Consider the following 25,852-nt stretch of genomic DNA (forward strand, 5'->3'; position numbering starts at 1 on the left):
CGTTATCATAGCTTACTCTAGAGCTAACAGTGACTTTAATTTTTTAATTTTACTCTTTGTAATCGTAATGCGTTTAATACAACTGATACAGAACTGAACGCCATCGCTGCACCTGCCACCCATGGAGCGAGTAATCCTATTGCAGCAATCGGAATCCCAATAGTGTTATAGGCAAATGCCCAGAATAAGTTTTGTTTAATATTTCGCATTGTTTTGCGGCTCATTAATATCGCATCGGCAATGCTATTGAGATCACCACGAATAAGTGTAATATCCGCCGCTTCCATTGCAACATCTGTCCCTGTACCAATGGCCATTCCAATATCAGCAGTAGCAAGTGCTGGTGCGTCATTAATACCGTCACCGACCATCGCCACTTTTTTACCCTGTTGTTGTAACTTTTTCACTTCTTCTGCTTTACCTTCAGGAAGTACTTCCGCAATAACAGAATCAACGCCAACCTCTTTACCAATAGCTTGTGCTGTACGCTCATTATCACCAGTCATCATAATGACATGAATGCCCATGTCATGTAAGCGACGGACAGCTTCTTTAGATGTATCTTTAACGGTATCCGCAACAGCAACTAATCCTGCGTACTGTCCATTAATACCAGCTAACATTGCTGTTTTACCATCACTCTCTAACTTTTCCATCGTTGGTAAAACCGATTGTATATCAATCCCGTATTGCTGCATAAGTTTACGTGTACCAATCACAATCCCTTGGCCTGAAACTGTTGCAATGACACCATAACCTGGAATTGCTTCAAAGAATTGAACATCCCCAAGTTCGATGCCTTTTTCTTGGATACCTTCAACAATCGCTTGTGCTAATGGATGCTCAGATTGTTTTTCTGCTGCACCGATCAGAGATAAAAATTTCCCTTCATCTTGACCATCTGCAAGTAAAACATCTGTTAAAACCGGTTTACCATGAGTTACAGTACCAGTTTTATCGACTACTACAGTATCAATACCTTGTGTTAGTTCTAAATGCTCGCCACCTTTGAATAAAATCCCAAATTCAGCTGCACGACCAGAGCCCGCCATAATAGAAGTCGGTGTTGCGAGTCCTAGGGCACATGGACAAGCAATAACAAGTATTGCAATCAACACTTCAAGTGCTGGTGTAAACTCTCCCGGGCTTACCCAAATGATCCATACGAGGAATGTAAGTATGGCAATCCCCACTACGATTGGAACAAAAATGCCTGAAATTCTATCCGCCATACGTTGGATCGGTGCTTTAGAGCCTTGAGCATCTTCAACTACTTTAATAATTTGAGCTAATGCTGTGTCGCGTCCCACTTTTGTTGCCGTCATTTTGATAAAACCGTTTTTGTTAATCGTTGACCCGTATAATACGTCACCCGCATTTTTATCTACTGGTAAGCTTTCACCAGTTAACATAGATTCATCAACAGCTGTTGCTCCTTCTATTACTTCACCATCTACTGGAATTTTCTCACCTGGCTTTACTAAAATGGTGTCACCGATTACGACTTCTTCTAACGGTACTTCTTTTTCAACTCCATCACGTACAACGATAGCTGTTTTTGCCTGAAGCCCCATTAATTTTTTGATCGCTTCAGATGAACGGCCTTTTGCTCTTGCTTCAAATAATTTACCTAAAACAATGAGTGTAATCAGGACTGCACTTGTTTCAAAATATAGGTGTGGAGCGTGATGTGTTCCAGCTGTAACAATTGCTTGATAGACACTATAAAAATAAGCTGCTGAAGTACCCATGGCTACAAGTACATCCATGTTTGCACTTCCATTACGAAGTGCTTTATAGGCACCTACATAAAACTGCTTCCCGATAATAAATTGTACAGGTGCTGCTAAGATCATTTGTATCCATGGATTCATTAAGATGTCTGGTACATATAAAAATGATGTAAATGAAAAATGCCCTACCATCGTCCAAAGTAACGGTAACGACAAGATAGCTGATATTATAAATTTTCGTTGCTGATCTTTTATTGCCTTTTCGCGGTGGTCTACCTGTTCTTTATCCTCTTGCTTTTGGTGTGCACCGTAACCGAGTTTTTCAACTTTTGCAATAATATCTGCAATGGTTATTTCTGAAGGATTAAATTCAATCGTTGCTTTTTCAAGTGCTAAATTGACAGTTGCATTTGCAACACCTTCCATCTTATTTAACCCTTTTTCAATACGAGTAGAACAAGCTGCACAAGTCATTCCTGTAATATCAAACTCCGCTTTTTGTTTCACAACACCATAGCCTAGTGCTTCTATTTTCTTTTCAAAATCTGCTTCACTTAGTTTGGATGGGTCATATTTAATCGATGACTTTTCGAGGGCTAGGTTAACGGATGCCAGTTCGACACCCTCCATTTTATTTAACCCTTTTTCGATTCGCGTCGCACACGCTGCACAAGTCATACCTGTAATTTGAATGCTCGCTTCTTTTACTTTACTTGCTTTAATTGCTTCTGTACTCATGATTTTCCCTACTCCCTTATACCTCCTAGGGGTATATTTTTATGAAAATGAGAGAGTGCTATGGAAGCACTCTTACTCTACATCATATCCTTGATCTTCAATTGTTTCTTTAATTGTATCAAGGGTAACTTGGGACTCATTAAAGGCTACTTCAACCAAAGCTTCATCTAATTTTACTTTAACTTCGTTAACACCTTCTAACACGCCAACGCTACCTTCTACAGCCTTTACACAATGTCCACATGACATTCCTTGTACGTTTAATGTTACTGTTTGCATATTTTTTCTCTCCTTTTAAAAATGGATTAATATATTGTTCCATACTCCACTGGGGTATATACAACTTAAAAAATTTTACTTTTTCATTAGCTTTTGGATGGTTACAACTAATTCGTCTAGGACTTCATTATCACCTTCCGAAAGGCGGTCAATGACACACCCTTTTAAATGGCCTTCCAAAAGAATTTTGGCCACACTATTTAAAGCGGATTGTGTTGCAGAAATCTGAGTAATAACATCATCACAATATACGTCCTTATCGATCATTCCTTTAATGCCTCGAATCTGACCTTCGATACGATTTAATCGATTGGTTAAATCCTTTTTCACACGTTCAGGATGATGGCTTTTACGTTCAGACGTGGCATCCCCAGGATGACAAGCTACTTCTTCAGCTTTGTTTTCCATAGCACAACCTCCTAACTTGATTCCATCATACTATACCCCCTTAAGGTATGTAAAGCATGAAATATTTAATTTTCTAAAATTTTTTTGCGTGTTGTAGCATGAGGTATTCAGTCGAGATATATGAGCTTTACTTGTTTTGACCAATAAACTTCCAAAAATTATTCTTAGTGTGGCAGTTTGATTTCATGTATAGTAAAGGTATACGTAATCGAAAAGTGGTGAAAATCCTTTGTTATTAGATTTCCTTATACTAGATCCAGAATTTTATGCTCTAATGGCACTTAACGTTAATCTCTGTATAGGCTTCATCATTTTACTAACAGTGCAAAGGGTTGAATTTGGTTTTCGCTCACCCCTATCCTATATTACAGATATACAAAAAAATGAGAGTAAGAAATTTGATATAAATAGGAGTCTTTTAATTAAGTTCTTTATCACAAGGAGAATGACAAGATCTATTAGAAATAGAGTCTTTACGAGTGATGATGCTGATTGCTTTGTTTCCTTTCATCTTAACAGTTAAATTTCAACTTTTAAGGAGGAAACATGAAAAAGTATCGTTCTGTCACCAATCTCATTGCCCTTTTTATCGCACTTACAGCACTTCTTTCTGGATGTGGGGTAAATTCGAGTGGCAATGATCAAGGTATTTTCAATAGTTATTTAGTGGAGCCTTTAACACATCTCATAAATTTTATCGCAAATACATTTTCTGGTAGTTATGGGGTGGCCATTATTATTGTAACCATATTAATCCGTTTGGTTATGATGCCATCCATGCTGAAACAGTATAAAAATCAAACCCTTATGAAAGAAAAGATGGCGTTTATTAAGCCCGAAATGGAAAGGATTCAGAAGGAAATAACCGCTGAAACTGATCCGAAAAAGAAACAAGACTTACAACGAGAAATGATGGGACTTTATCGACAACATGGAATTAACCCTCTTAATATGGGGTGTTTGCCATTACTTATTCAAATGCCTATTTTAACTGGGCTCTATTATGCAATTCGTGGTTCAGCAGAAATCTCTCACCATACGTTTTTATGGTTTAGTTTAGGGCATCCGGATATATTTTTAACAATTATTGCGGGAGTCATTTATTTTATTCAATTTAAAATCTCTCAATTACACATGACACAAGAACAACAACAACAATTTAAATTTATGGGGTTGTTGTCGCCAATTATGATTGTTGTTATTTCATTTAGAGCTCCAGCTGCATTACCACTTTATTGGGCAGTAGGTGGAATCTTCCTAACCATTCAGGCATTTATTGGTCAGCGGCTTTATCGAAATAAGAAGGTAGAGACTGTCATAGAAAGTAAACAAATATAACAAATTTCAACAAGGCCAATTTCGTAAAAGAGATTGGCCTTTGGATTGTCGTTTGGCTTAAGTCCGTTTTCGTATCTTACTGAACAAGCCAAGCAAATTGACGAAGCGTGGTTTCGTTTGAAATTCGTACACGTTTCAAAAGTAATAATTCGTTCGGTTGATCTTTACTGATAAATTGGCCAGGCTTTGTTGTGACTGCAAATGTATAATATTTCTTTGTTTCTTCAACGACATTATGATTAAATCGCCCTGCTGGGTATGCGATTGCCACCACAGGATAACCTGTTAGATTTTCAATTGTTTGTTTAGAAGCATTTAGTTCGTTATCGTAATTAGAGATGATTGGAAGATCCGCATGGGACATCGTATGGGACTGAATAGAAAAAATCCCTGAGCTCACCATTTCTTTTATATCTTCTGATGATAGCAAATATGGTGATGCACCGATTCGACCTGCAACAACAAATTCAGTTGCTCTGGGAAGGAAATGTTCATCTTCTAAAGCTTGGAGGACACGAAGTGCATTCATATTATTCTTCATTCCATCGTCAAATGTGACCAAGATGGGTTTGTTTACCTTATTCCTTTCATCCCACTGCTCAAATGTAAGAAGAGTATACTCATTTTCTTTTAAATACCTCATTTGCGCCGCAAAATTTGCAGGGGAGACAAATAAACCTTTTAGACCTTGTCCTTTATATTCTTCGATTGCATGATACATGAGAATTGGCACACGTTGCTCAAAACAAAATGTATTCTGAGCAATTAATTTTCTCATTCCTTGTTCATCGACCTTGTATGCCTCAATTTGATATTCGCCACGTTGCCCTAAAAATTCCCCTATATCAAATAAAATTGAAAAGTGAATATCCTTATCCGTAGAAGTAAATCTTTTCATAGTCAATGGACCATCTGCCGTTCGCCAAATATGGTAATCGATTTGATTTATATTATTTTCTTTAAGTTCAACCGCTGTAATTGTTGTTTTGGTTGAATTGTATGTAGTAGATGCAATAGAAATGGTTGCCATTGGTCGATACACATTTCGTTTTATTAATTCTTCTTTTTCTTCAAATAAAGTTGGAGTATACGTCGTGAGTATTAATGGAGGCTGTAGTTCTTGTTTCATATCGCGAGCATCAATCTCATTATTAGTAAGTAGAAAAATTGTACAAAGAGGAACCCAAAAATACCTCAACATGCCACCCATCCTAACCTATAATTTACTAAATTTAGTTTGCGAAGGGTGCTAAAAATTACAAGTGGGTAATTTTGGAATAACTAAGCAGTGCCTGACCCCAGGTAGCGGTAACGCTTTGGTTCGCTGGGGGGCAGGCCCTTTAATAAAGCGATGATAATCGTACCAGGGGCAGGTAAAAAAACAATGGATGAATTGAATTTTTTTTGTGAAAACTATATAAAAAAAAAGGGTTAGTTATGAAAATAAAATTTCTTATCATTGCTCTTTTATTCTTTAGTTTCACAACTGGGGTTAATGCAAAGAATTTAGAAGACCCAAGAAAAGTACTTGCAATTGTGATTGACGATTTCGGTAATGGGATGGATGGAACTGAAGAAATGCTTGAACTTCCAATTCCTCTTACAGTTGCCGTTATGCCATTTTTGCCAACAACTGAACAAGATGCAAACCTTGCTCATGCGAAGGGGCATGAAGTCATTGTCCATGTTCCTATGGAGCCAAAGCGAGGGAAGAAGAGCTGGCTAGGACCTGGGGCAATTACAACCGATTTAAGTAATGAACAAATAAGAAAGCAAATTGAAAGCGCGATAGATAATGTTCCTTATGCAGTGGGAATGAACCATCATATGGGTTCAAAGGCTACAGAAGATGAAAGGGTGATGAGAATTATTTTAGAGGTATGTAAGGAACGAAATCTTTATTATCTAGATAGTAAAACAGCCAAAAAAAGTGTAATTCCTAAACTAGCAGAAGAATTATCGGTTCCTTATTTAGAAAATGACATATTCTTTGACCACGTCTATTCTGAGTCACATATTTATCGACAAGCCTCTAAGATTGCCCAGCATTTAAATAAACATGAACAAATCATTGCAATCGGCCATGTAGGTATTACAGGGAATCGAGTTGTAAGTGCATTAAAAACGTATATCCCTGAATACGAAAGACAAGCTGAACTTGTTCCCCTTTCTGAATTAATTCCAATACATTTATTACACTAATACTTTAAAACGGAGGGCCTGACCCCAAGTACGGTAATACTTTAGTACGCCGAGGGGTCAGGCCTATTTAATTGTCAATTATAAAAAAGGAACCAAAAGAACCGTCCCTCTGGTCCCTATTCTGTAATTAAACCATAAGCAGAAATTTTCTTGATTCTTCGAGATACGAACATTGAGACAATGTATGCTAATATAAGGATACCTATACAGAGCATTAGAATAGTTGGTAAATGTATGATAAAATCCAAACGTTTTACTCCTGCACTGGATAGTAATACGGAGAGCATCGGATTAGTGAAAAAATAGCCAAGCACACCACCAATTCCAACACCTGTCATAACCACAGGTAGAAAACTAATGGATATTTGATTCATCAGTTGAATCGTTGAATAGCCTATTGCTTTCATTACACCAAACTCTTTCTTACGCTTAATAATCATTGTTTTGATAACCAGATATAGAATCATCACAACGACTAGAACAGTAATTGTCAAAACCATCACCATAACCGCAAATACTGCAGCTGTATACATACCTGTTTGGCTCTCGATATTTTCATCGATATCTAACGTTTCTACTATATGATTTCCGTACTGTTCCTGGACATTATCGATAAAGTCTTTGTTTGATAAACCGTCTAGATATACATAAAGGGTCGAACCTTGATAATCTTCTTGTAATTGCTGAATTCCTTCCATTGCTATTGCTGCTACCTGGCCTAAATTACCAATTGATTGACTGAGTCCGGTTACCAAGTAACTTTTGGTTTCGGTTCCGTATTCTACTTCAACCGTATCACCAATTCCTTTTTCAATTTGACTTGATACAACCCAGGAGATGGATATTTCATTTTCATGCTTTGGCTGACGCCCTTCATAGACGATATTATTTTCTAACCGGTCATAACTATCAGTTACATTTGTATATACGTTTTGACCATCAATCTTTGTGGTAATTAAATCGAATATATTCACTTTCCTTACATGGTCCATTTGTTCAATATCTCTCAAAAGCTCTCTTGTATCTGTATCTGGCTTAACAGCGATATATACATTTGAAGGTTCTGAGCCGAATAAGTTAACAAATGCTGTTTTATCTGAACTAATGTTGTAATATAGCACCATTGAAAAGACAGAAGCAAAGGTTAATGCAATAATGATTAATAGAATCATCATATTTTGTTTTGCATTTGACAGCAACGATTTAATAGCAAGTGTGAAATGAAGACTACCTTTCGCTTTCTCCAAAGGAAAATGATTTTTTCTAAAACTGTGCGTTTGAATCCCCCCACGAAGTGCCGCAACAGGTAGAATTTTTCGAACGCGGAAAGCCGATAGTAATGTAACGACTACAACACTAAAAACAACAAGGAAAATACTAACTAAATTAATGATTATGTCAAAGCTTTGAATCCATATTAAGCCGGATAAGGATGAAATAATACCACCGATGAAAGGCATTAGACCATATGACAATGCTACACCTACCGTACTCGCACAAAAAGCAATTAAGATAAACTGTAGAATAATTGATGAAAGAATTTGCCCGCTTGTATAGCCTATCGCTTTAAGTGCTCCAATATTTGCCATCCCATCTTCAATGCTATTTGAAACACGGAACTTAATGACAATTAGTGATACAAGCACGATAATGGCTGCAAAAGCTACTAATATTGTCGCAACGATGTTAATAGTCAATGTGCTCACATTTTTCACTAATTCAATATCTAATCCCCAAATATATGAAGTTGTATCCCCTACTATTGATTGTGGAAATTCCTTAGTAAAATCATTTAGTACCTTCGAAGATTGAGTTTTGTCTTCCATCACTGCAGATAAGATCATCCCATTTGATTGATCGTCTAGATTACCTGCTAATGTTTGATAGGAAGTCTCTGGTAGCATAAATTTCATAATACCGATGTTGTTTGTACCCATGATCGTTGTTTCTAAGAATCCAGCAATTCGAAATTCATAGTCCTTGTCTAGATAGGTGATGATAAAGGTATCACCTAATTCATAATCCCCGTTTGTTTTAAAACTATAAGGCAAATAAATATCATTGGTACTCGATGTATTTAGCTTTTCAATCAACTTTAGCGGTCCAATATTGCGACTGTTCTCAGCATTAAAAATAGCAACACTGCTATTTAATTCACTGCTACCAAAAATAAATTTAGCACTGTTCATAATGACAATCTCTTCGGTTTCTGTTCCAGTTACCCCTGAATAGCTCGCTAAAAATTCGGTATATGTTGAATTATAACTAGCTTGATCCATCATAATCGTTACATGAGGATCTTTTAACTGTTCAACTTTCTTATCAAAAAATGGATTGATTTGAGTAATGACCATTAGACCAATATTAAGAAGTAGCGCAGCAATCAAAATAAAGATAAATAAAGAAGTAGTAGCAGATTTACTTTTTCTAATATTCGCCATAGCTAAATTCATAATTTTCACCTTACCACCCCATTTCTGCAAGGAAATGTTTTAGTTTTTCATGGCGCTCGAAATTCTCACTCTCACTGTATGCACCTAACTGTAAGTCACCACAAATTATGCCATCTCTTAAATAAATAATTCTATTTCCGCGCAATGCAGTTTTAGTATCATGAGTTACCAAGACAATACTTTGTCCATTACGATTTACATTTGTGAATACATCTAAAACATTATCACTAGAAGCAGAGTTTAATGCACCAGTTGGTTCATCTGCAAACAATACTTTTGGTCTGTTAATGACCGCTCGAACTATCCCAACTCGTTGAGCCTCACCGCCAGAAAGCTGGGTAGGAAATTTTGTCCATGAGTTTTCATTGATCCCTACTTGTATTAATAGTTCTTTCGCTTTTTTAACAAGTTCACGCTTATTTTTATTTACCAAAAGACCACTTGCCAGTACATTATCGAGTACACTCATATTGTCTAGTAAATAAATTTGTTGGAATACAAATCCACAATTATTTCTTCTAAAAATCGCTAGTTGATCATTATTTAATTTAGCTAAATTTTTTCCTGCAAAATTGATTTCACCTAATGTTGGTTTATCCATACCACTAATTGCGTAAAGTAGAGTGGATTTCCCGGATCCCGAACTACCCATTATGATTGTAAAATCCCCTTCTCCTAAACTGATATCTAGATTTTTTAAAACATGCTGCTGAATTCCTCCGCTAGAAAAGGATTTACACAGTTTCTCCGTTCTAATAATTGTGTTTGTCATGATTTATTCGCATCTCCCTTAATAAAATTCGTTTTTAACCAAAAGAAAAAAGACCGCAATAAAGATTACAGTCTTATCATACAAAATGAATTCTTATTAAATCTTTGTGCAATTCTTAACTAATTCTTAAATCTAAGCAAGCTTGATTTTCAAGACTACTTTGAAGCCGTCTTTTAGGTTGTAACAGCTAATTTGACCATCCATATTTTCCATGAAGTACTTCGATATGTATAGACCAAGGCCTGAACCATTCTTGCCTTCGATATTTTTCCCTCGATAATATTTATTAAATAGTAGAGGTAATTCTTCCTCACTGATTCCTGGTCCGTAGTCGATAATGTGAAGTTCAAGGTAACCCTGATTGACTAGAGACTTAACCGTAACCTCTGTTCCTGCATATTTATATGAATTACTGATAATATTGTCTATTACCTGCTGCATACGTAGGGGATCCATTAAAAGAATACATTGTGGAATTGGATCATAGACTATTTTGTGATCATAATTGACATTCTCAATCATATCAACAAGTACTTCACTCGTTTCTTCGGTTACCGTTAATTTTAACTGTTGCAGTTCTTCTAAAGTGGCGTGAAACATATCCGTAACAAGCAAGTTAATTTGCTCTGCTTTCGAATAGATCGTATTCACTTGCTTAATCACCTTATCATCTTTGCTACGCAAAAGCATTAATTCACTAACCGCTTTGATTGAAGCGATAGGCGTCTTAATATCATGACTTAATGTAGCAACAAGCTCCTTCTTACTTTGGTTGGATTCATACTCTCTTTGGCGCGCAACATCAAGCTCCTCACGCAATATATCAAAACTTTCGGTGAACGCACCAAAGTAATTATTCTTGCCCATGTTTAATGGTATATCTAAATTGCCTCTTGCCACATTCGCTGCGAAATATTGAAGCTGGTGAAATGGTTTCAATAACGTTTTGTAAATATAAATCATATAAAGGATAATAACAATCATTAATAGACTACCTATCAAACTAATGGATGTGACCAGTTCACGTTTCATTTGTTCCACGATTTCTTGCTCGTTATTGTGAATAACTATTTTTCCTACAATCTCATTATTTTGCTTCAGATCGATAATAGTATCCCGTTTTTTTATGGCACTGTATAAATCAGTAAAATGATTGCCTGGTGTTTGATAAATTACGTTTTCCAAATGATCTACGATCGAAAATGGTTGCTTTATATCACTGCTGTGAAACGTTTCTTCACTAACTTGTCCCCAATTTTTTTCGACTGTCTTTACCACATCATTTATGGCCACAAAATCCAACTCTGAAATATTATTATTCTTAATAACTATTACTGACAGAACAATACCTATACTAAAAACAACCAGAATCGTTACAATTAGTAATTTGATTCTCATTGGTTGGTATCCTCTAGTACATATCCTGTTCCCCATACAGTTTTTATAAATTGCGGGTCCTTTGGATTACTTTCAATTTTCTCACGTAAATGCCGAATATGTACATTTAGGGTCCCATCCCCTACAAAAGAATCTCCCCATACATTTTGAAACAATTCATCTTTTGTGATGATACGATTTTTATTTTTCGCCAAATAAGACAGAAGTTTATACTCCATTGTTTTTAGCTGAATATCGACACCTTTTACTCGTACACGATGCAGCTTTGTATCAATTTGGATCTGTCCAAACTCTAAAATTTCTTGTTGGTTGCTAGATCCACTACCAATTCTTTTGAGTACTGCTTTTACTTTTGCGAGTAAGATACTTAGGGTATAAGGTTTATGGATGTAATCATCTCCACCTATGTTTAGAGCAATCAGAACATCGTCATCGCTAGAGCGTGCACTTATAAATAGAATTGGAATCTGCGTTGTCTTGCGCAACTTTTTACATAAATCAAATCCAGAAGAATCCCCAAGGTTAATATCAAGAAGGACCAGTGATGGTTCATGTTCTTCCAAAAAACGTTCGCACTCCTCCGCGCTCGTTACAAATGCCGTTTTGACTTCAAACATATTAAAATATTCACAGGTTGTTTCAGCTAAAGCAATCTCATCATCAACAATCAAACAATCTAATTTCATCGCCAATCTCCCCAAAAAAAGGATTATCCTACTTTGGTAACAGGATTATTTACAGTATACATTAGATTTGATAAGCTAGTTTAAATTTTGGCAATGGAACAGGTTTGGTGCCCATTTTATGAATATGCTTGGACGGAGACACACGTCAAATGAAAAACAGGTTGAGAAAATACTTCAGCATGTTTCCCAACACGGATCCGTTTAGTTCCTAGTCATTACACCCATTAATCGAAAACTTTCCAGCAATAATATATTCATACTGAGCCACACCCCTCCGAAAACATAGCCCGCAACAATTTCACTCGGTAATTGAATTCTAAAATAGACTCTACTAATTGCCATAAGAAGAAAAAGAAAAAGTACACCAATAGCTCCTACTGTATGAACCCGAGTGCTTCTTATATGACGTAGGAACATAAAGATAAAGAATCCATAAATGACAAACGCCATTAAGGACTGTTCACTAGGAAAGGAATAAGAAATTGGTTCCACTTGTTTACTTTCAATAGGACCAATTTGATGAAAAATCCGTCTTAAACTCTCTTCATAAAGTTCACCACCCACTAAAAGAATCAATAAAAATATACTTTCAAGCAACTTGTCTCTTCCTTTCCAAAGAACGAAAAGGAATGTCACAATTGTGACGGCGATAAGTACTTTCTGTAAACCAATATATAAAAGTAGTTCCATTATCGACTCCCAGCTTTTATCGAAAATTTGGAGAACCAATAGAACTACAATTTCATTGAAATCATTAAACTCATTTGCGAGAAAATCCTGTGTCATACCTATCATTAATAAAACAAACCCTAAAGTAGCTACCATAATTCCCGCTATAAATACCCCAGCCCGTTTTTGTGTTCGAAACAAATTTATGACTTTGTTTATCCAATGCACCGCACCTTCTTTGATTTGAACTTTGTATTTTTTTATTATATAAATTACACCTAGAAAGATTGCAGCAATAATACATGCAATCACTAAATATTTCTTAATAGTCGTATGAAATTGCTCCCATTGTGGTCCAAGTATTTTTCCTAAAGAAATAAAAACACTGACCCAAATAAACGCCCCTCCATATGCATAAAATGCATAATTTTGGAATGGTATCTGTGTTATTCCCGAAAAGTAGCCTGTAATGTGACGAATACCAGGAATGTAATAGGCAATCATAATCACTTTATTTCCATAGACTGTAAACCACTGTGATACCTTTTTTATTCTTTCAGGACCTAGATGGAGACGATGCCCATGTTTTTCAAAAAACGGTGAGCCTAATTTAAAGCCAATCCAATACGAAATCGTCATCCCAATCGAACTACCAGTTCCAGCAATTACAATACTTACGAACCAGTTAAGATGACCTTGATATACAAAATAACCCGTATACATCATAATTACTTCACCAGGTAATGGCAGCGCCAGTAGCTCCATTAATAATGCAAAAAACAATACCAAGTAACCATGTTGATCAATAGATGTCGTTATAAAGTCCATATAAAACGATCTCCTTCTCAGCCTTTTGAAATCCCTTTAACCATTTTAGACATAGACATTTATTAGTAGACAGCGTTTTGGCTGAACGCGATTATGACGAAGAAGGAATGAATGAATGAAGATTTAAGCGAAACAATTGCCTAGGGTACAGTCACGTATAAAAAACAAATAAGCCACTCATATACGAGTGGCTTGCTTACAACAGTATTTTTTAAAGAGATTTCCCTTTTCGTTTTTTATGATTATTACCGAGATGTGTATCCAGCATCAGCGTGGATAGTTGTTCCTGTTATATAAGATGATGCGTCAGATGCTAACCAAAGACTTGCTTCAGCGATTTCTCTTGGCTGTCCAAAACGATTTAGTAAACTTAATTGAGGCGCGTAACTTTCTTCAGTTAAACCAAATTGTTCTAGGGCTCCACGAAGCATAGGAGTGTCGATTGCACCTGGAGCTACATTATTTACACGGATATTATATTGCCCATTTTCTAAAGCAGCTACTTTTGTCATACCAACGACACCATGTTTTGCCGCAACATACGCAATATTATTTGGCTGCGGGCGGAAACCACTAACAGAGGAAATATTAATAATAGACCCTCCATTGCCTTGCTTGATCATCTGTTGTAATTCATACTTCATACAAAGGGCTGTACCGGTTAAATCGACAGAAATTAAACGATGCCAATAATCCTCATCGAACTCAGCTGCAGGCTTGTCATCAGGTGTTAGTGCAGCATTATTAACAGCAACGTCTAGCTTTCCATATGTATCGACTGCAAATTTAACCATTTCTTGTACCTGTTCGGATTTTGAAATATCCACTTTTACAAACGCTGCTTCTCCACCATTTGCTACAATGTCCTCTACAGTTGCACGTCCTTTTTCTTCATTAAAGTCCGCAATTATTACTTTAGCTTTTGCTTCGGCAAATAGTCTTGCAGTTGCTTCCCCCATACCCATAGCTGCACCTGTAACAATTGCTACCTTACCTTCTAATACTGGAAAAGTCATAATAAAAACCTCCTATATAGATTTTTTTAGGACTACAAGTTTATTATGTCACGAATTTTAGTAACTACAATGACGAGAAAAATAACATTATATGAATATTTCGTGTCTTCAGTTTAAAAGAAGTGCAATGTAAAAATCCAGTGGGATTCCACTGGATTTTTAGTCTATTTCTTAATATAGTCTTTTCGTATAACTTTCTTCTAGTCTTTCATTTATAGAATCAACACTGCTATTAGGGAGCTGGGCGTGTTCGAATAGGATCTTGGCGGCGGATGGCAATGCGGCTTTATCTGGCCAAGTATTTGGATCCCAGAGCCCAGATCGTTTAAAGGCTTTTGCACAATGAATGAAACATTCTTCCACATCTACACCGATCCCCAAAAGTGGACGCTTATCCTTCACAGCCATTTTTCCTAGCAATTCTTCATCTTTTACTATTGTAGCATTGCCGTTAATTCTTAGCGTCTCACCTAGTCCGGGAATCAAAAAGAGAAGACCTATCTTGGGATTGGACAAGATATTCCGCAACGAATCTATTCTTTTATTACCTGGTCTGTCTGGTATGAGTAACTGTTTCTCATTTAAAACAAGAACAGATCCTGGTTGATCTCCCCTTGGCGAGACATCACAAAAACCGAATTCATCAGATGTAGACATAACCAAAAATGGTGAGTTAGAGATAAAATCTTCACAATGTTGATCAATGTATGTAATGGTCTTATTTTCTACTAATTCACTTGGAAAACCTACCATTGCACGTAATTCTTCTTCTGTTTTAACTGAGTTTTCAAACGGCCTGCTATTTATCAATATGGTCACCCCTCGTTTAAGGATTACTAAATCCTATTTTATCACGAAGGTTCATAATTATCCCCATATTCAAACTATTTATCACAAAAACAGGGCCTGACCCTCAGCGCAGTACAGCTTTAGCACGCTGGGGAGCAGGCCCATTAAATTAAATATTAAACTAATACTGCTGATAATTTTTTTGCTACTGCTTCAACTTTTTCTAGCCCTTCAGCAATAATCTTTTCAGCTTGATCTGGTGCTGATGCATGACCTTCAATAATAACTTCGTCAATGATTTCCATACCGAATACGCCGCCAGCAACGTTTTTAATATAGGTAGCAGCCATTTCCATTGGAGCTGCTTCAGGTGTTGAGTAAACGCCACCACGCGCACTTAGAATCACTGCTTTTTTATCAGTCAATAATTGCACTGCTTGGCCATTTTCATCATATTTGAATGAGTAACCAGCTTGGTACACATAGTCGATGAATGTTTGTAATTTAGCTGGGATTGTTAAGTTCCATAATGGGAATGCGAATACCACTACGTCTGCAGCTGTTAATGCATCCATTGCTTTTTGTTTTGCAGCTAAAATACGTTTCTCTATGTCAGTCATTTCTTCGCCTGATTCTACTTTACCAAAAGCGTTGAATAAATCTTGTCCTAGGTAAGGCATATCTTCTGCAAACACATCGTAAGTTGTTACATTTACACCTTCAATGTTATTCATGAAAGTTTCATACATTTTACTTGATACAGCCTCTGAAGCTGGACGGTTATTTGCTTTTACTACTAATATGTTCATTATATTAAATTCTCCTCCATTTATCTCTAAATTAATTATCTCGAATCAATGATATGTTAAAATAATATCATAGTCAATGGATACATCTCACACGCTTTATAAGGAAAGCCTTATCTTTCTGGATCTTTTTCTTAAAAACGATGTTTGACCTCCGGTGTGGAAACGCTTAATCCGCTGGGGATAAGCACTTTAATTAATTGTCGTTCTTCTACTGTTATTTCAAAGTATTACCAAGTTGGGAAATCTATTTTAGGGGGTAATGATTAGATAATTTTTTCATGACCTGTCCTAGTAAGCCTCTCATTCTGACACTCTACGGAATTTTTCTGCTTGTCTTGTCGGAATACGTCTTTCATTCGGACTCTCTGCTGGCTTGCTACTTCACGCCCTGTCCAAATAAGCCTTTTATTCCCTTTTCCTCAACTGTCTTTTATGTAAAAATTAATCAATCAATCCTCTATAAAAAGTACACGCACTCGAATAGACAGAACAGTGCTCTAAATCAGAATGGTTTATCATGAAAAATGCTCGTAAAAAAAACGTACTTCTTACTGAAGTACGTTTTCATTCTAAGCTTTATTAATTAAACGTTATATAGAGCACCATCGACAGTGAATGAAGATGAGCTTACATAAGAAGCTTCGTCAGAAAGAAGGAATGCAATTACGTTAGCAACCTCTTCAGGTTCACCATAGCGCTTCATTGGTACTGCTTCGTTATAAGCGGCTTGTGCTGCTTCTGCTGCACCTGGCGCAACATTTGATTCAATTTTACGCATCATTTGTGTATTAATGACACCTGGGTTAACTGTGTTTACACGAACGTTAAATGGCGCTGCTTCTAGAGCCGCAACTTTATTAATACCCATTACAGCATGTTTAGATGAGTTGTATAACAACATGCTTGGTGATCCAATTAAGCCTGCTACTGATGAAGTATTAACGATTGAACCAGATTTTTGTTCTTTCATGATTGGTAATACATATTTTAGACCAAAGAGTACACCTTTTACGTTAATACCATAAACGAAATCAAAATCTTTTTCTGTAATTTCTTCAAGTGGTTTAGCTGGTCCCTCAACACCTGCGTTATTTACGAAGCCATCGATACGGCCAAATTTCGAAACTGTTTGTTCTACATAGTTTTTAACATTTTCTTCATTCGAAACATCTGCTTTTACCACTAAGCTGTTATCTTCTGTTAAACCAAGCTCAGATTGTACAGCTTTGACTGCGTCTTCATTTAAATCCACTAAGACAACGTTTGCTTTTTCGTTTGCTAATTTTCGTACAACTTCTTTCCCGATACCACCTGCTGCACCTGTAACAATGACTACTTTACCCTCAAAATTCATTTGTTAACCTCTCCTTATTTATTCGGATTAGCTTTAAAACAATCTCGAATTTATTTATCTTGAATTTAAGATATAATTAAATTGTATTCCTAATATAATAATAAATCAAAGAATTTGCTTATTTGAACAAAAAAAATCCGCCCTTGAGAGACAGAGAGAGACAGGTTATATTTCCTAAAATGTTGGAAAACAATGGCCTGACCCCCAGTACAGTATTGCTTTAGTACGCTGAGGGGCAGGCCCAATAATTAATAATTAGATTTTCATCAATAAATCTAAATTTGCCCGATTGATCCACTTCCTCCCCTGATAAATAAGGAACTCCTGAACCATCGTATTGGAGACCATTTCTTTTCCTTTTAACGAATAAAATCGAGTTTGTAATAGGCATCGAATCTCTGACTGATCCCCGTTTTCACCAAATCTGGTGGGGTAACGACGATGAATTAGAATTTCAGTTTTTCAGTTTCAGCAACAGCGAAAATCGGGTCAAGGACATGGGCTGATGCCGCTTGTCCGAATGGATTATCACAGATTAGCTTTTTCTCAAAAAATCCGCCTTCTCAAACGGAATGAGAAAACAAAGACAATAGCAAAAAACGGAATGAATCTTATACCAAAGGGGGAACGTAAAAAAATTCCTCCCCGAGATGAATTCCCGTCCATTATTCCTCTAAATGTCCTACCATTACGGAGTCTAACCTCAACTGGTTCACCTCGAAATCTCACTAAAGGATTCAAGCTTATCACTCTCCTTTCTTCTCATCGATATAAAAAAGGACAGGGCCTTTTAAGATAATGTATGAAGAAATAAACAAATGGAACTGGACAAATATTTAAAAGTTTTATTAATCCGCACTTGTCCATTTCGTATTATTTAAATTTCATAAGTATGTATTATCTCTTAGATAAAGGAGGTAATATATGATGTCTTGGGAAAATTGCGATCAAAGTGGTGGTTACAGTAGCGGTTCTGGATTTGCTTTAATTGTTGTTCTCTTCGTCCTATTGATTATTGTAGGAACTGCATTTGTTTTCAAAGGTTACTAATATTACCTTTCATGACCGTATACCTTTAGGGAGCACAATCACCAAGTGCTCCCTATTATACTTTTAAAATGAGGCTTTCAATTATAGATTCAACCATTCAGCATTGTAGGCTGATTAAGGATGTTTTAATAAATTTATTCTTTACTACATATTTTCTTCAAATATTTCCCGATTCAGTGCTTCTCTTATCGATTATTCTTTTATTGCGAATAGTACGGCATGATTATCAAAAAGGAGTTTTCAAGTATCAGAGAAAAAATAATCCCTAAAATGAATCAACTACTCAGTTCTTTCATTTGTTGGTACTTTTTAGCATTACACTATTCACGATAATTCCAACAAACCCAGTAATAGAGAAGATATATGATTGTTCAAAGGTATTAAAGAATGTGATTCAGTAAGTTCAGTATTTTATTACTTTTTATTGATCTATTGTTAATTAGGAAATCCTCTGTTAGAATTCAAAAATCAACTTCATAACGTCCTTATATATCTATGGAAATATGGTCCATAAGTCTCTACCTGGCAGCCGTAAAGTGCCGGACTATAAGGAAAGTTAGAGTGCGACATGTGGCACATGTAACCTAGTGCATTCTCTTCTTTCTTTATAGATTGAGAGGATGCACTTTTTTATTTTCACAAAAAGGTCAGACCTCCAACAACAATAAAGGACGTCTATGAAGCTTTTATAAGGAGGCTATTCATGAATATTTTATATGGTTTATTATCCCTAGTCGGGTTACTATTTTTCGCTTGGCTTCTAAGTAAAAATAAAAAGGCCATCAAATGGCGTACGATAATGATAGGTGTTGTGTTAGAAGGGATATTCGTTTACTTTATGCTCAATGTTCCCCTTGGTAGTTGGATTTTAACAAGTGCTGCTCAAGGTGTTCAGCATGTCTTGAACTATAGCCAAGAAGGCATTGAATTCTTATTTGGTGGTTTTTTTGCAGAAGGAACGAATATAGGATTTGTTTTCGCAATTCAGGTATTATCTGTCATTATTTTTATCTCAGCACTCGTCTCAGCTCTATATTATTTACGAATCATCCCAATTGTTGTACGCGGACTCGGGTTGATTGTTGGTAAAGTGTTTGGTACCACTCGTATTGAATCTTTTAATACAGTTGCCAATACGATGTTAGGCGTAGTAGAATCCCCATTACTTATTAAACCTTATCTTGCAAAACTTACTCGTTCGGAATTGTTCACCGTTATGGTTGGAGGCACAGCTTCAGCAAGTGGTGCGATTCTGTTGTCATATGCTCAAATGGGTATTGATATCAAGTATTTACTCATTTCTATTTTCTCCGTACCATTTGTCGCTATTGTCATATCCAAAATCATGGAACCTGAAACAGAAGAGTCTGAAACGATTGAAGATGTCAAAATGGAAAATGCAGGTCACACAAATATTTTTGAAGCCATTTCTGAAGGGGCTGTAAGTGGAGTAAAGCTTGCCGCAAATATTGGTGGTTTGCTGATTGCGTTTATCAGTTTATTGGCTCTCGTTAACGGCGTTCTAGGCATGGTCGCAACGGATTTAGCGACTATATTTGGATATGCATTCTTTCCTTTTGCTTTACTTGTCGGGATACCGTTTGAAGATGCTTTCCGTGCTGCATCCATTATCGGAACAAAGATTACAGCCAATGAACTTATTGCCTATCAGGACTTACTCAAATTACAAGAGGAACTAAAGCCACAAACGGTTGCGATTTTATCGGTTGCATTATGTAACTTTGCGAACTTATCTACTGTCGGACAATTAATTGTTGGTCTCGGTTCGTTAGCACCATCAAAGAAAAAACAAATTGCATCTATGAGTTTTAAAGCCATTATTGCCGGTACTTTGGCAGGATTTATTACTGCTATTTTTGTAAATATGTTTATCTAAACTTTTCCCCATGAAAACGGACCCGGATTTCGCAAAAGATTATTTTTATGAAATCTGGGTCCGTTTCGCAAATGTTAATTTAATTGGTTTTTAGCCTTTGGGCTTAACTCTATATCTTAATACAGTTTTTTGTTTTGCTGGCTCTACTTTTCTTGCGTCGGAAAGATATATTTCTCTATGTACAAGGGTAACTATTTCAAGATTATTTGTTGAAATAAATTCATTCATTTTTTCAAAACTTTGTGGTTCATCATCATAGGGACCGATATGAAGCATTTGGACAGATAAGCCATCCTCCATTACACCGAATTTTACTTCCTTTAAAAGTGGATGTGGCTTCTTTTTTCTTACATTCTCAAAGGCTCTCTCTACGATCTCTTCGGTTACAAACTCTGGCTGTCTGATCATGATCGTATAGATTAATTCGTCTTTATTTAAACTATCTAATTTCCTTCCTTCTTCAGTCAAATCCCATATTCCTTCCAATGGATAGACTGTATATTCAACATATCCTTCCGGAGTATATCCTCCTTTTGGCATCATTCTGATTGCATAAGTTAAAGAGTATAGAACTTTTATTTTTTCAGCGAACTCCTCACTATTCGGATTACCTGTTCCATTTATCATCAAAAATTTTTGCTCTGGAACTGTGATAAGTTCTGGTTTGCTTTTTGGTACATATAAATTTTTTTCATGTTTTCTCCACTCGTGTTTCATGTCTTACTCCTTTATTTAATTTTTTAAAAAACAATTATCATATCTTAAATGAATAATATCACTATTTCTGTAACTATTAAAAATGCCTGAAGCCCCGTGTAAAAAATTAAGGACCCCGTTTAAGGGGGTCCTTAATGAGCAATTAGTTATTTCATCTTTTTTGTAGCGAATAACAATAAACAGGTAACAAGAAGTTATTGCTTTGCATCCAAAAGTAATTTAATCTCTTTGATTTGTGCGAGATGTCGCTGTTCATGCAAATAGATTTGTTCAATCCATTGGTCAAGTGGTAATTCACCAAGAGCAGGATGCATTGTTGATTTTTCCGCTAATACCGATTTATCCTCTACTGTACTTAGGAAAGTCAGCAATTTTTTTCTCGAATCGTTTAACATGTCTATGATTGTCTGAACTTCAAATGGTCCTATATCTGGTTCAACGATTTTGGGAGCTTTAAGCTTTTTCGTTCGATCCAATATAAGCTTTACGTTTTTCCGTTCTGTTTGATTATTGTCAATCTCTTTTAATCCCCATGCAATAGCCTTTATTGTTGCCTGTTCTACTAAAACTAAGTGATGACAAACTTGTGCTATACTCCATTTATTAATCCCAGGACTACTATTAAATTGTGTATAACCTAATGAAGCAATCTCCATTACCAAGTCATTTCTCGTTTCATACAGATTGTCATTTACTAAGTTACTCATGAAATTCTCCCCTCACGAGAAAGTAAATACATAGATTCCTATTCTGTATATATTCTCTAAGCTGAAAAGTATTCTTTAAGTTTTATTTTTCTAGACTAAGGAACATCTCAAATTTTGCATTCATTGGTGGAGTAAATCATTTGTAATTATAGTGTAGAGCCTGCCCCCACTGCAAAAAATTAAGGACCCTATTTAAGGGCCCTTAATATTTAAACATTAGATAAAATTTTCTCATTATGAACGTACTAACGTACGTTTTAGGAATTCCCTAGTACGGTCTTGTGTAGGATTATTGAAAATTTGCTCTGGACTTCCTTCTTCAGCAATAACTCCCTTGTCCATAAATACGATTCGATCAGATACTTCTTTTGCAAATTCCATTTCGTGCGTTACGATTAGCATCGTAAGACCAGATTCTGCGAGCTCCTTCATGACTTTTAGAACTTCTCCTACCATTTCTGGATCAAGAGCTGATGTTGGTTCATCAAATAGCATCACATCTGGTTCCATCGAAAGTGCTCTTGCAATCGCCACGCGTTGCTTTTGCCCACCGGATAATTGCTTTGGCTTGGCGTTAATATATTTGTCCATGCCAACAACCTTCAAGTATTTCATCGCTACTCTCTCGGCTTCTTCCTTGGAGCGTTTCAGTACTTTTACTTGTCCCACCACACAATTGCTAAGGACATTATGATTATTAAATAAGTTAAATTGTTGGAAAACCATCCCTAAATGACGTCGGTAGGCTGCGACATCATGCATGTCATCCAATATATTTTTACCATGATAGATAATTTGGCCGCCGCTTGGTTTTTCTAACAGATTAATGCAACGAAGAAGAGTTGATTTACCAGATCCTGAAGAACCGATAATGGAGACTACTTCTCCTTTATTCACCGAGAAATCAATATCTTTTAATACTTCATGAGTTCCAAAGGATTTGTTTAAATGTTGAATATCAATAATCTTTTCCATATTCTCTCCTCCTTCTTCTATTGCTTTTGATTTGCTTGTAATGGTCTATCGTTCCCAATCATCGTATAGTTATCAGAGCCATCTAATTTTTTTTCAAAGTATAATAGTATTCTAGTGACAATGAAGGTCATTACAAAGTAGATCATACATGCTACGAAGAATGATTCAAAATATCTAAAATTATTACCTGAAATCGATTTTGTCACGAAATATAATTCTGTAACGGAAATTACATTCAGAACGGACGTATCTTTAATATTTATCACAAATTGATTACCCGTTGCAGGTAGAATATTACGTATAACCTGTGGTAATACAACATTCCACATCGTTTGGAAATGATTCATTCCTATTGCATGCGCTGCTTCAAACTGTCCTTTATCAATCGAAACAATCCCACCACGAACATATTCAGCCATATAGGCTCCTGTATTGATTGATACAACAATAATCGCTGCAACAAAAACATTCATATCTATACCAAATGCTAACGCAGAACCATAATAAATAACCATGGCTTGTACAATCATTGGTGTTCCACGGAAGAATTCTATATAGATTGAGAGGATTACATTAATCACTTTTAAAAATATTTTGTTCACTCCACGTTCAGGCATTGGAATTGTACGGACTACTCCTGCTAACAATCCAATCGCTGCCCCAATAATCGTCCCAATAAGAGCAATCAAAAGTGTTACACCCGCACCACGAAGGAACATTGGCCAGTTTTCTGTGATTATTCGAATGACCCACTCAAAACTCATCTTTTTTCCTCCTTTACCCTATAAAACCGACTGTATGTTGATATACAGCCGGTTTCTGGCATTTATTATTGTGCTGCTGGTTGATTTTTAATTGCCGAATCCATAATGCTTGTTTGTTCTTCTTCTGAGATACCTGCTAAAATTTCATTGATTTTATCTGTTAATTCACTGCCCTTTTGAAGTCCAACAGCGATTGCTGTATCATCTGCTGATGTTTTAAAACCTTCATCAAACTCAACCATGACAAAGTTCTCATTTGCAGATGAAGCACTAATTCCTTCAGGACGCTCTGAAACGTATCCATCAATTATTCCTGATTCAAGAGCAACTCTCATTGCTGGGAAGTTGTCCATTGCTGTTTTCTTCTCCACACCTTCAATTTGATCAATCACTGAATAGTGGAACGTATTTAATTGAGCTGTAACTTTTGCACTGTTGAAATCTTGAATAGAAGTAGCATTTTCATACTTACTACCTTTCTTCACAACCATCACTAAATTTGAAGTATAGTAAGTATCTGAGAAATCGATTGCTTCCTTACGTTCTGCTGTCGGTGACATACCCGCTATGATTGCATCAATTTTCCCTGATTGTAAAGCTGGTACAAGACCATCCCACTCTGTTTTGACAATAACTAATTCTTTTCCTAATCCTTCAGCTACTTTTTTAGCGATTTCTACATCATATCCACCCGCATATTCTTTAGAGCCATCAATTTTAACTGCACCGTTTGAATCATCGTTTTGAGTCCAGTTAAATGGCGCATATCCAGCTTCAAGGCCGACTTTAAATGTATTATCTTCTGACGACCCGGAACCAGAACTATTACTTGTCCCACATCCTGCTAATAAAAGAATAGTTGAAATCAATAAAACTATGAATAATGATAACTTGTTTCTCATCATCTATTTCCCCCTGTTTTTTGATAAATTTCGACAAAAAAAACGACCCGAGATTTACTCAGGTCGCTGTATCGTCACCCTAAAGTCCTCTCTTTTATCTCAAATGAGATAGCACAACTCAATAAACCGGGGTTTATTGAGACAGTCCTGCAGCTCTTAACTGCAGACCCAGCATGTAATACTGAGAATATTACAAACTTCGGCGACATTTCCTTCTCCTTAGCATCACTGCTTCTCAAACTCCACTAAAGACTGTTAAATATCGCGCCTCTACCTCACTATTAAAAAGTGAGGTCTTATTTAATTAGTTTCTATACTACTATAATACCTATAAAACCGTCAACCAGTATTTATTAGCAATATCTAGTAAGTCACTCCGGTGCAAAATCTACTGCTTGGCGAATGGCTTCAATTAAGCTTCTCTCATCCGCAATCCCTTTGCCTGCAATATCAAAAGCCGTGCCATGGTCAACACTAGTACGAATAATGGGTAAGCCGACTGTTATATTCACGCCAACATCAAGCCCTAGTACTTTTACAGGTCCGTGCCCTTGATCATGGTACATTGCGACAACAATGTCGAAATCCCCACGAGTTGCACGGAAAAATAGAGTATCAGCAGGCAATGGACCAAATACTTCTATTCCTTCAGCTTGAGCTTTCTGTACACCAGGAATCACTTTCTCTTCTTCTTCGCCGTAACCGAATAGTCCATTTTCACCAGCATGAGGATTGATTCCACAAACAGCAATTTTTGGATTTTTAATTCCGGATTTTTTTAAAGTCTCGTCCGCTAATTTGATCACTTTATATACACGTTCAGAATTGATCATCTTGACCGCATCAAGAATCCCTACATGTGTTGTAACATGAATGACTTTCAAATTGGGTGCAGATAGCATCATCGAAAAATCTGTTGTCCCGGTTAAATCAGCCAAAATTTCCGTGTGACCAGGGTAAAAATGGCCAGCCTTATGCAAGGCTTCTTTATTTAAAGGTGCCGTGCAAATTGCATCTATTTGCTTCCGGTTTGCTAGTTCAATAGCTTTTGCCAAATATTCATAAGCTGCATGACCTGCTTCTGCAGAGACTTTTCCAATAGGCAAATCCTCCGGCAATAATTTAAGATCAAGACAATTGACAATCCCCATTTGAAAATCTGCATCATCAATATGTTGGATGGAATGAATATGGAGCTTAGAATGGACATAAGCTTTTGCCCGCTCAAGAATTTTCGCATCTCCGATTACAATTGGCTTACATTTTTCATGTACTTCTTGTTCAGCTAAGCTTTTTAAAATAATTTCCGGTCCAACTCCTGCAGCATCTCCCATTGTAATCCCAATGATTGGTCTTTGCTTCGTCACG

General features: G+C 36.3%; 23 protein-coding genes and 2 riboswitches. Of the genes, 4 read left to right on the plus strand and 19 right to left on the minus strand.

Going from position 1 to position 25,852, the window contains the following annotated elements; translation table 11 throughout:
• Window positions 1–35: 35 nt before the first annotated feature.
• The 3 genes from V7097_RS04405 to V7097_RS04415 form a co-directional block, all read right to left on the minus strand.
• Window positions 36–2,471 (minus strand): heavy metal translocating P-type ATPase, encoded by a 2,436-nt coding sequence (locus V7097_RS04405; protein WP_335702384.1) that lies wholly within the window; start codon window positions 2,469–2,471, stop codon window positions 36–38.
• 72 nt (window positions 2,472–2,543) lie between these two features.
• Window positions 2,544–2,750: a copper chaperone CopZ gene (gene copZ / locus V7097_RS04410; protein ID WP_335702385.1), complete on the minus strand. Its 207-nt coding sequence runs from the start codon at window positions 2,748–2,750 to the stop codon at window positions 2,544–2,546.
• Window positions 2,751–2,825: 75 nt separating this feature from the next.
• A complete protein-coding gene (locus V7097_RS04415) occupies window positions 2,826–3,158 on the minus strand; it encodes a metal-sensitive transcriptional regulator (protein WP_335702386.1) in 333 nt (110 codons plus the stop codon).
• A 546-nt stretch (window positions 3,159–3,704) separates the two neighbouring features.
• On the opposite strand from V7097_RS04415, the gene yidC reads away from it, so the two are divergent.
• Window positions 3,705–4,496 (plus strand): membrane protein insertase YidC, encoded by a 792-nt coding sequence (yidC, locus tag V7097_RS04420; RefSeq protein WP_335702387.1) that lies wholly within the window; start codon window positions 3,705–3,707, stop codon window positions 4,494–4,496.
• Between the two features lie 76 nt (window positions 4,497–4,572).
• On the opposite strand, the gene V7097_RS04425 is transcribed toward yidC, so the two are convergent.
• Complete coding sequence (locus tag V7097_RS04425; RefSeq protein WP_335702388.1) at window positions 4,573–5,697, minus strand: polysaccharide deacetylase family protein; 1,125 nt, start codon at window positions 5,695–5,697, stop codon at window positions 4,573–4,575.
• A 236-nt stretch (window positions 5,698–5,933) separates the two neighbouring features.
• Between V7097_RS04425 and V7097_RS04430 the strand changes: the two genes are divergently transcribed.
• Window positions 5,934–6,698 (plus strand): divergent polysaccharide deacetylase family protein, encoded by a 765-nt coding sequence (locus tag V7097_RS04430; RefSeq protein ID WP_335702389.1) that lies wholly within the window; start codon window positions 5,934–5,936, stop codon window positions 6,696–6,698.
• Between the two features lie 116 nt (window positions 6,699–6,814).
• Here the strand turns inward: V7097_RS04430 and V7097_RS04435 are convergent, their stop codons facing one another.
• The 9 genes from V7097_RS04435 to V7097_RS04475 all read right to left on the minus strand — a co-directional run bounded on the left by V7097_RS04435 (window position 6,815) and on the right by V7097_RS04475 (window position 17,472).
• Complete coding sequence (locus tag V7097_RS04435) at window positions 6,815–9,151, minus strand: ABC transporter permease (RefSeq protein WP_335702456.1); 2,337 nt, start codon at window positions 9,149–9,151, stop codon at window positions 6,815–6,817.
• Between the two features lie 10 nt (window positions 9,152–9,161).
• On the minus strand, window positions 9,162–9,923 hold the full coding sequence (locus V7097_RS04440; protein ID WP_335702390.1) for an ABC transporter ATP-binding protein: 762 nt from the start codon (window positions 9,921–9,923) through the stop codon (window positions 9,162–9,164).
• 132 nt (window positions 9,924–10,055) lie between these two features.
• A complete protein-coding gene (locus V7097_RS04445; protein WP_335702391.1) occupies window positions 10,056–11,321 on the minus strand; it encodes a HAMP domain-containing sensor histidine kinase in 1,266 nt (421 codons plus the stop codon).
• Window positions 11,318–12,007, minus strand: coding sequence for a response regulator transcription factor (locus V7097_RS04450; protein WP_335702392.1), 690 nt, complete (start codon window positions 12,005–12,007; stop codon window positions 11,318–11,320). The genes V7097_RS04445 and V7097_RS04450 overlap by 4 nt, the downstream gene beginning before the upstream one ends.
• Before the next feature lie 201 nt (window positions 12,008–12,208).
• Window positions 12,209–13,504 (minus strand): VTT domain-containing protein, encoded by a 1,296-nt coding sequence (locus V7097_RS04455; protein WP_335702393.1) that lies wholly within the window; start codon window positions 13,502–13,504, stop codon window positions 12,209–12,211.
• A 245-nt stretch (window positions 13,505–13,749) separates the two neighbouring features.
• Window positions 13,750–14,520 carry an SDR family NAD(P)-dependent oxidoreductase gene (locus tag V7097_RS04460; RefSeq protein ID WP_335702394.1) on the minus strand — a complete coding sequence of 257 codons (771 nt, stop codon included), beginning with the start codon at window positions 14,518–14,520 and terminating at the stop codon, window positions 13,750–13,752.
• Window positions 14,521–14,691: 171 nt separating this feature from the next.
• Entirely contained in the window at window positions 14,692–15,333 is a 642-nt protein-coding gene (locus V7097_RS04465; protein WP_438824196.1) for a pyridoxamine 5'-phosphate oxidase family protein, read from the minus strand.
• A 152-nt stretch (window positions 15,334–15,485) separates the two neighbouring features.
• Window positions 15,486–16,118: an FMN-dependent NADH-azoreductase gene (locus V7097_RS04470; RefSeq protein WP_335702396.1), complete on the minus strand. Its 633-nt coding sequence runs from the start codon at window positions 16,116–16,118 to the stop codon at window positions 15,486–15,488.
• A gap of 583 nt (window positions 16,119–16,701) precedes the next feature.
• Entirely contained in the window at window positions 16,702–17,472 is a 771-nt protein-coding gene (locus V7097_RS04475) for an SDR family NAD(P)-dependent oxidoreductase (RefSeq protein WP_335702397.1), read from the minus strand.
• Between the two features lie 927 nt (window positions 17,473–18,399).
• Between V7097_RS04475 and V7097_RS04480 the strand changes: the two genes are divergently transcribed.
• Window positions 18,400–18,522, plus strand: a complete 123-nt coding sequence (locus V7097_RS04480; protein WP_335702457.1) for a YjcZ family sporulation protein — start codon at window positions 18,400–18,402, stop codon at window positions 18,520–18,522.
• 465 nt (window positions 18,523–18,987) lie between these two features.
• A riboswitch (purine riboswitch) is annotated at window positions 18,988–19,089 on the plus strand.
• A 136-nt stretch (window positions 19,090–19,225) separates the two neighbouring features.
• Window positions 19,226–20,419 carry a NupC/NupG family nucleoside CNT transporter gene (locus tag V7097_RS04485; protein WP_335702398.1) on the plus strand — a complete coding sequence of 398 codons (1,194 nt, stop codon included), beginning with the start codon at window positions 19,226–19,228 and terminating at the stop codon, window positions 20,417–20,419.
• Window positions 20,420–20,509: 90 nt separating this feature from the next.
• Here the strand turns inward: V7097_RS04485 and V7097_RS04490 are convergent, their stop codons facing one another.
• The 6 genes from V7097_RS04490 to pdxA form a co-directional block, all read right to left on the minus strand.
• On the minus strand, window positions 20,510–21,136 hold the full coding sequence (locus tag V7097_RS04490) for a GyrI-like domain-containing protein (protein ID WP_335702399.1): 627 nt from the start codon (window positions 21,134–21,136) through the stop codon (window positions 20,510–20,512).
• Window positions 21,137–21,330: 194 nt separating this feature from the next.
• Window positions 21,331–21,843: a DinB family protein gene (locus V7097_RS04495; RefSeq protein WP_335702400.1), complete on the minus strand. Its 513-nt coding sequence runs from the start codon at window positions 21,841–21,843 to the stop codon at window positions 21,331–21,333.
• Between the two features lie 234 nt (window positions 21,844–22,077).
• A complete protein-coding gene (locus V7097_RS04500) occupies window positions 22,078–22,818 on the minus strand; it encodes an amino acid ABC transporter ATP-binding protein (protein ID WP_335702401.1) in 741 nt (246 codons plus the stop codon).
• Window positions 22,819–22,835: 17 nt separating this feature from the next.
• The gene (locus tag V7097_RS04505; protein ID WP_335702402.1) at window positions 22,836–23,582 is read right to left on the minus strand and encodes an amino acid ABC transporter permease; all 747 of its coding nucleotides are present in this window, start codon (window positions 23,580–23,582) and stop codon (window positions 22,836–22,838) included.
• 65 nt (window positions 23,583–23,647) lie between these two features.
• A complete protein-coding gene (locus V7097_RS04510; protein WP_335702458.1) occupies window positions 23,648–24,484 on the minus strand; it encodes a transporter substrate-binding domain-containing protein in 837 nt (278 codons plus the stop codon).
• A gap of 101 nt (window positions 24,485–24,585) precedes the next feature.
• Window positions 24,586–24,765, minus strand: a riboswitch (Lysine riboswitch).
• A gap of 90 nt (window positions 24,766–24,855) precedes the next feature.
• Window positions 24,856–25,818 carry a 4-hydroxythreonine-4-phosphate dehydrogenase PdxA gene (pdxA, locus tag V7097_RS04515; RefSeq protein WP_438824197.1) on the minus strand — a complete coding sequence of 321 codons (963 nt, stop codon included), beginning with the start codon at window positions 25,816–25,818 and terminating at the stop codon, window positions 24,856–24,858.
• Window positions 25,819–25,852: the final 34 nt, after the last annotated feature.

The organism is Bacillus sp. JJ1562 (assembly GCF_036962705.1).
GTDB lineage: Bacteria > Bacillota > Bacilli > Bacillales > Bacillaceae_L > Ferdinandcohnia.

What these genes read in the sequence shown, in the direction of transcription:
- V7097_RS04490 (WP_335702399.1), bottom strand. Translation starts at nt 21,136, where the DNA reads ATGAAACACGAGTGGAGAAAACATGAAAAAAATTTATATGTACCAAAA.
- yidC (WP_335702387.1), top strand. Translation starts at nt 3,705, where the DNA reads ATGAAAAAGTATCGTTCTGTCACCAATCTCATTGCCCTTTTTATCGCA.
- V7097_RS04475 (WP_335702397.1), bottom strand. Translation starts at nt 17,472, where the DNA reads ATGAATTTTGAGGGTAAAGTAGTCATTGTTACAGGTGCAGCAGGTGGT.
- V7097_RS04445 (WP_335702391.1), bottom strand. Translation starts at nt 11,321, where the DNA reads ATGAGAATCAAATTACTAATTGTAACGATTCTGGTTGTTTTTAGTATA.
- V7097_RS04415 (WP_335702386.1), bottom strand. Translation starts at nt 3,158, where the DNA reads ATGGAAAACAAAGCTGAAGAAGTAGCTTGTCATCCTGGGGATGCCACG.
- V7097_RS04460 (WP_335702394.1), bottom strand. Translation starts at nt 14,520, where the DNA reads ATGACTTTTCCAGTATTAGAAGGTAAGGTAGCAATTGTTACAGGTGCA.
- V7097_RS04495 (WP_335702400.1), bottom strand. Translation starts at nt 21,843, where the DNA reads ATGAGTAACTTAGTAAATGACAATCTGTATGAAACGAGAAATGACTTG.
- V7097_RS04405 (WP_335702384.1), bottom strand. Translation starts at nt 2,471, where the DNA reads ATGAGTACAGAAGCAATTAAAGCAAGTAAAGTAAAAGAAGCGAGCATT.
- V7097_RS04455 (WP_335702393.1), bottom strand. Translation starts at nt 13,504, where the DNA reads ATGGACTTTATAACGACATCTATTGATCAACATGGTTACTTGGTATTG.
- V7097_RS04425 (WP_335702388.1), bottom strand. Translation starts at nt 5,697, where the DNA reads ATGTTGAGGTATTTTTGGGTTCCTCTTTGTACAATTTTTCTACTTACT.
- V7097_RS04505 (WP_335702402.1), bottom strand. Translation starts at nt 23,582, where the DNA reads ATGAGTTTTGAGTGGGTCATTCGAATAATCACAGAAAACTGGCCAATG.
- V7097_RS04470 (WP_335702396.1), bottom strand. Translation starts at nt 16,118, where the DNA reads ATGAACATATTAGTAGTAAAAGCAAATAACCGTCCAGCTTCAGAGGCT.
- V7097_RS04430 (WP_335702389.1), top strand. Translation starts at nt 5,934, where the DNA reads ATGAAAATAAAATTTCTTATCATTGCTCTTTTATTCTTTAGTTTCACA.
- copZ (WP_335702385.1), bottom strand. Translation starts at nt 2,750, where the DNA reads ATGCAAACAGTAACATTAAACGTACAAGGAATGTCATGTGGACATTGT.
- V7097_RS04480 (WP_335702457.1), top strand. Translation starts at nt 18,400, where the DNA reads ATGTCTTGGGAAAATTGCGATCAAAGTGGTGGTTACAGTAGCGGTTCT.
- V7097_RS04510 (WP_335702458.1), bottom strand. Translation starts at nt 24,484, where the DNA reads ATGAGAAACAAGTTATCATTATTCATAGTTTTATTGATTTCAACTATT.
- V7097_RS04440 (WP_335702390.1), bottom strand. Translation starts at nt 9,923, where the DNA reads ATGACAAACACAATTATTAGAACGGAGAAACTGTGTAAATCCTTTTCT.
- V7097_RS04500 (WP_335702401.1), bottom strand. Translation starts at nt 22,818, where the DNA reads ATGGAAAAGATTATTGATATTCAACATTTAAACAAATCCTTTGGAACT.
- V7097_RS04450 (WP_335702392.1), bottom strand. Translation starts at nt 12,007, where the DNA reads ATGAAATTAGATTGTTTGATTGTTGATGATGAGATTGCTTTAGCTGAA.
- V7097_RS04485 (WP_335702398.1), top strand. Translation starts at nt 19,226, where the DNA reads ATGAATATTTTATATGGTTTATTATCCCTAGTCGGGTTACTATTTTTC.
- V7097_RS04435 (WP_335702456.1), bottom strand. Translation starts at nt 9,151, where the DNA reads ATGAATTTAGCTATGGCGAATATTAGAAAAAGTAAATCTGCTACTACT.
- pdxA (WP_438824197.1), bottom strand. Translation starts at nt 25,818, where the DNA reads ATGGGAGATGCTGCAGGAGTTGGACCGGAAATTATTTTAAAAAGCTTA.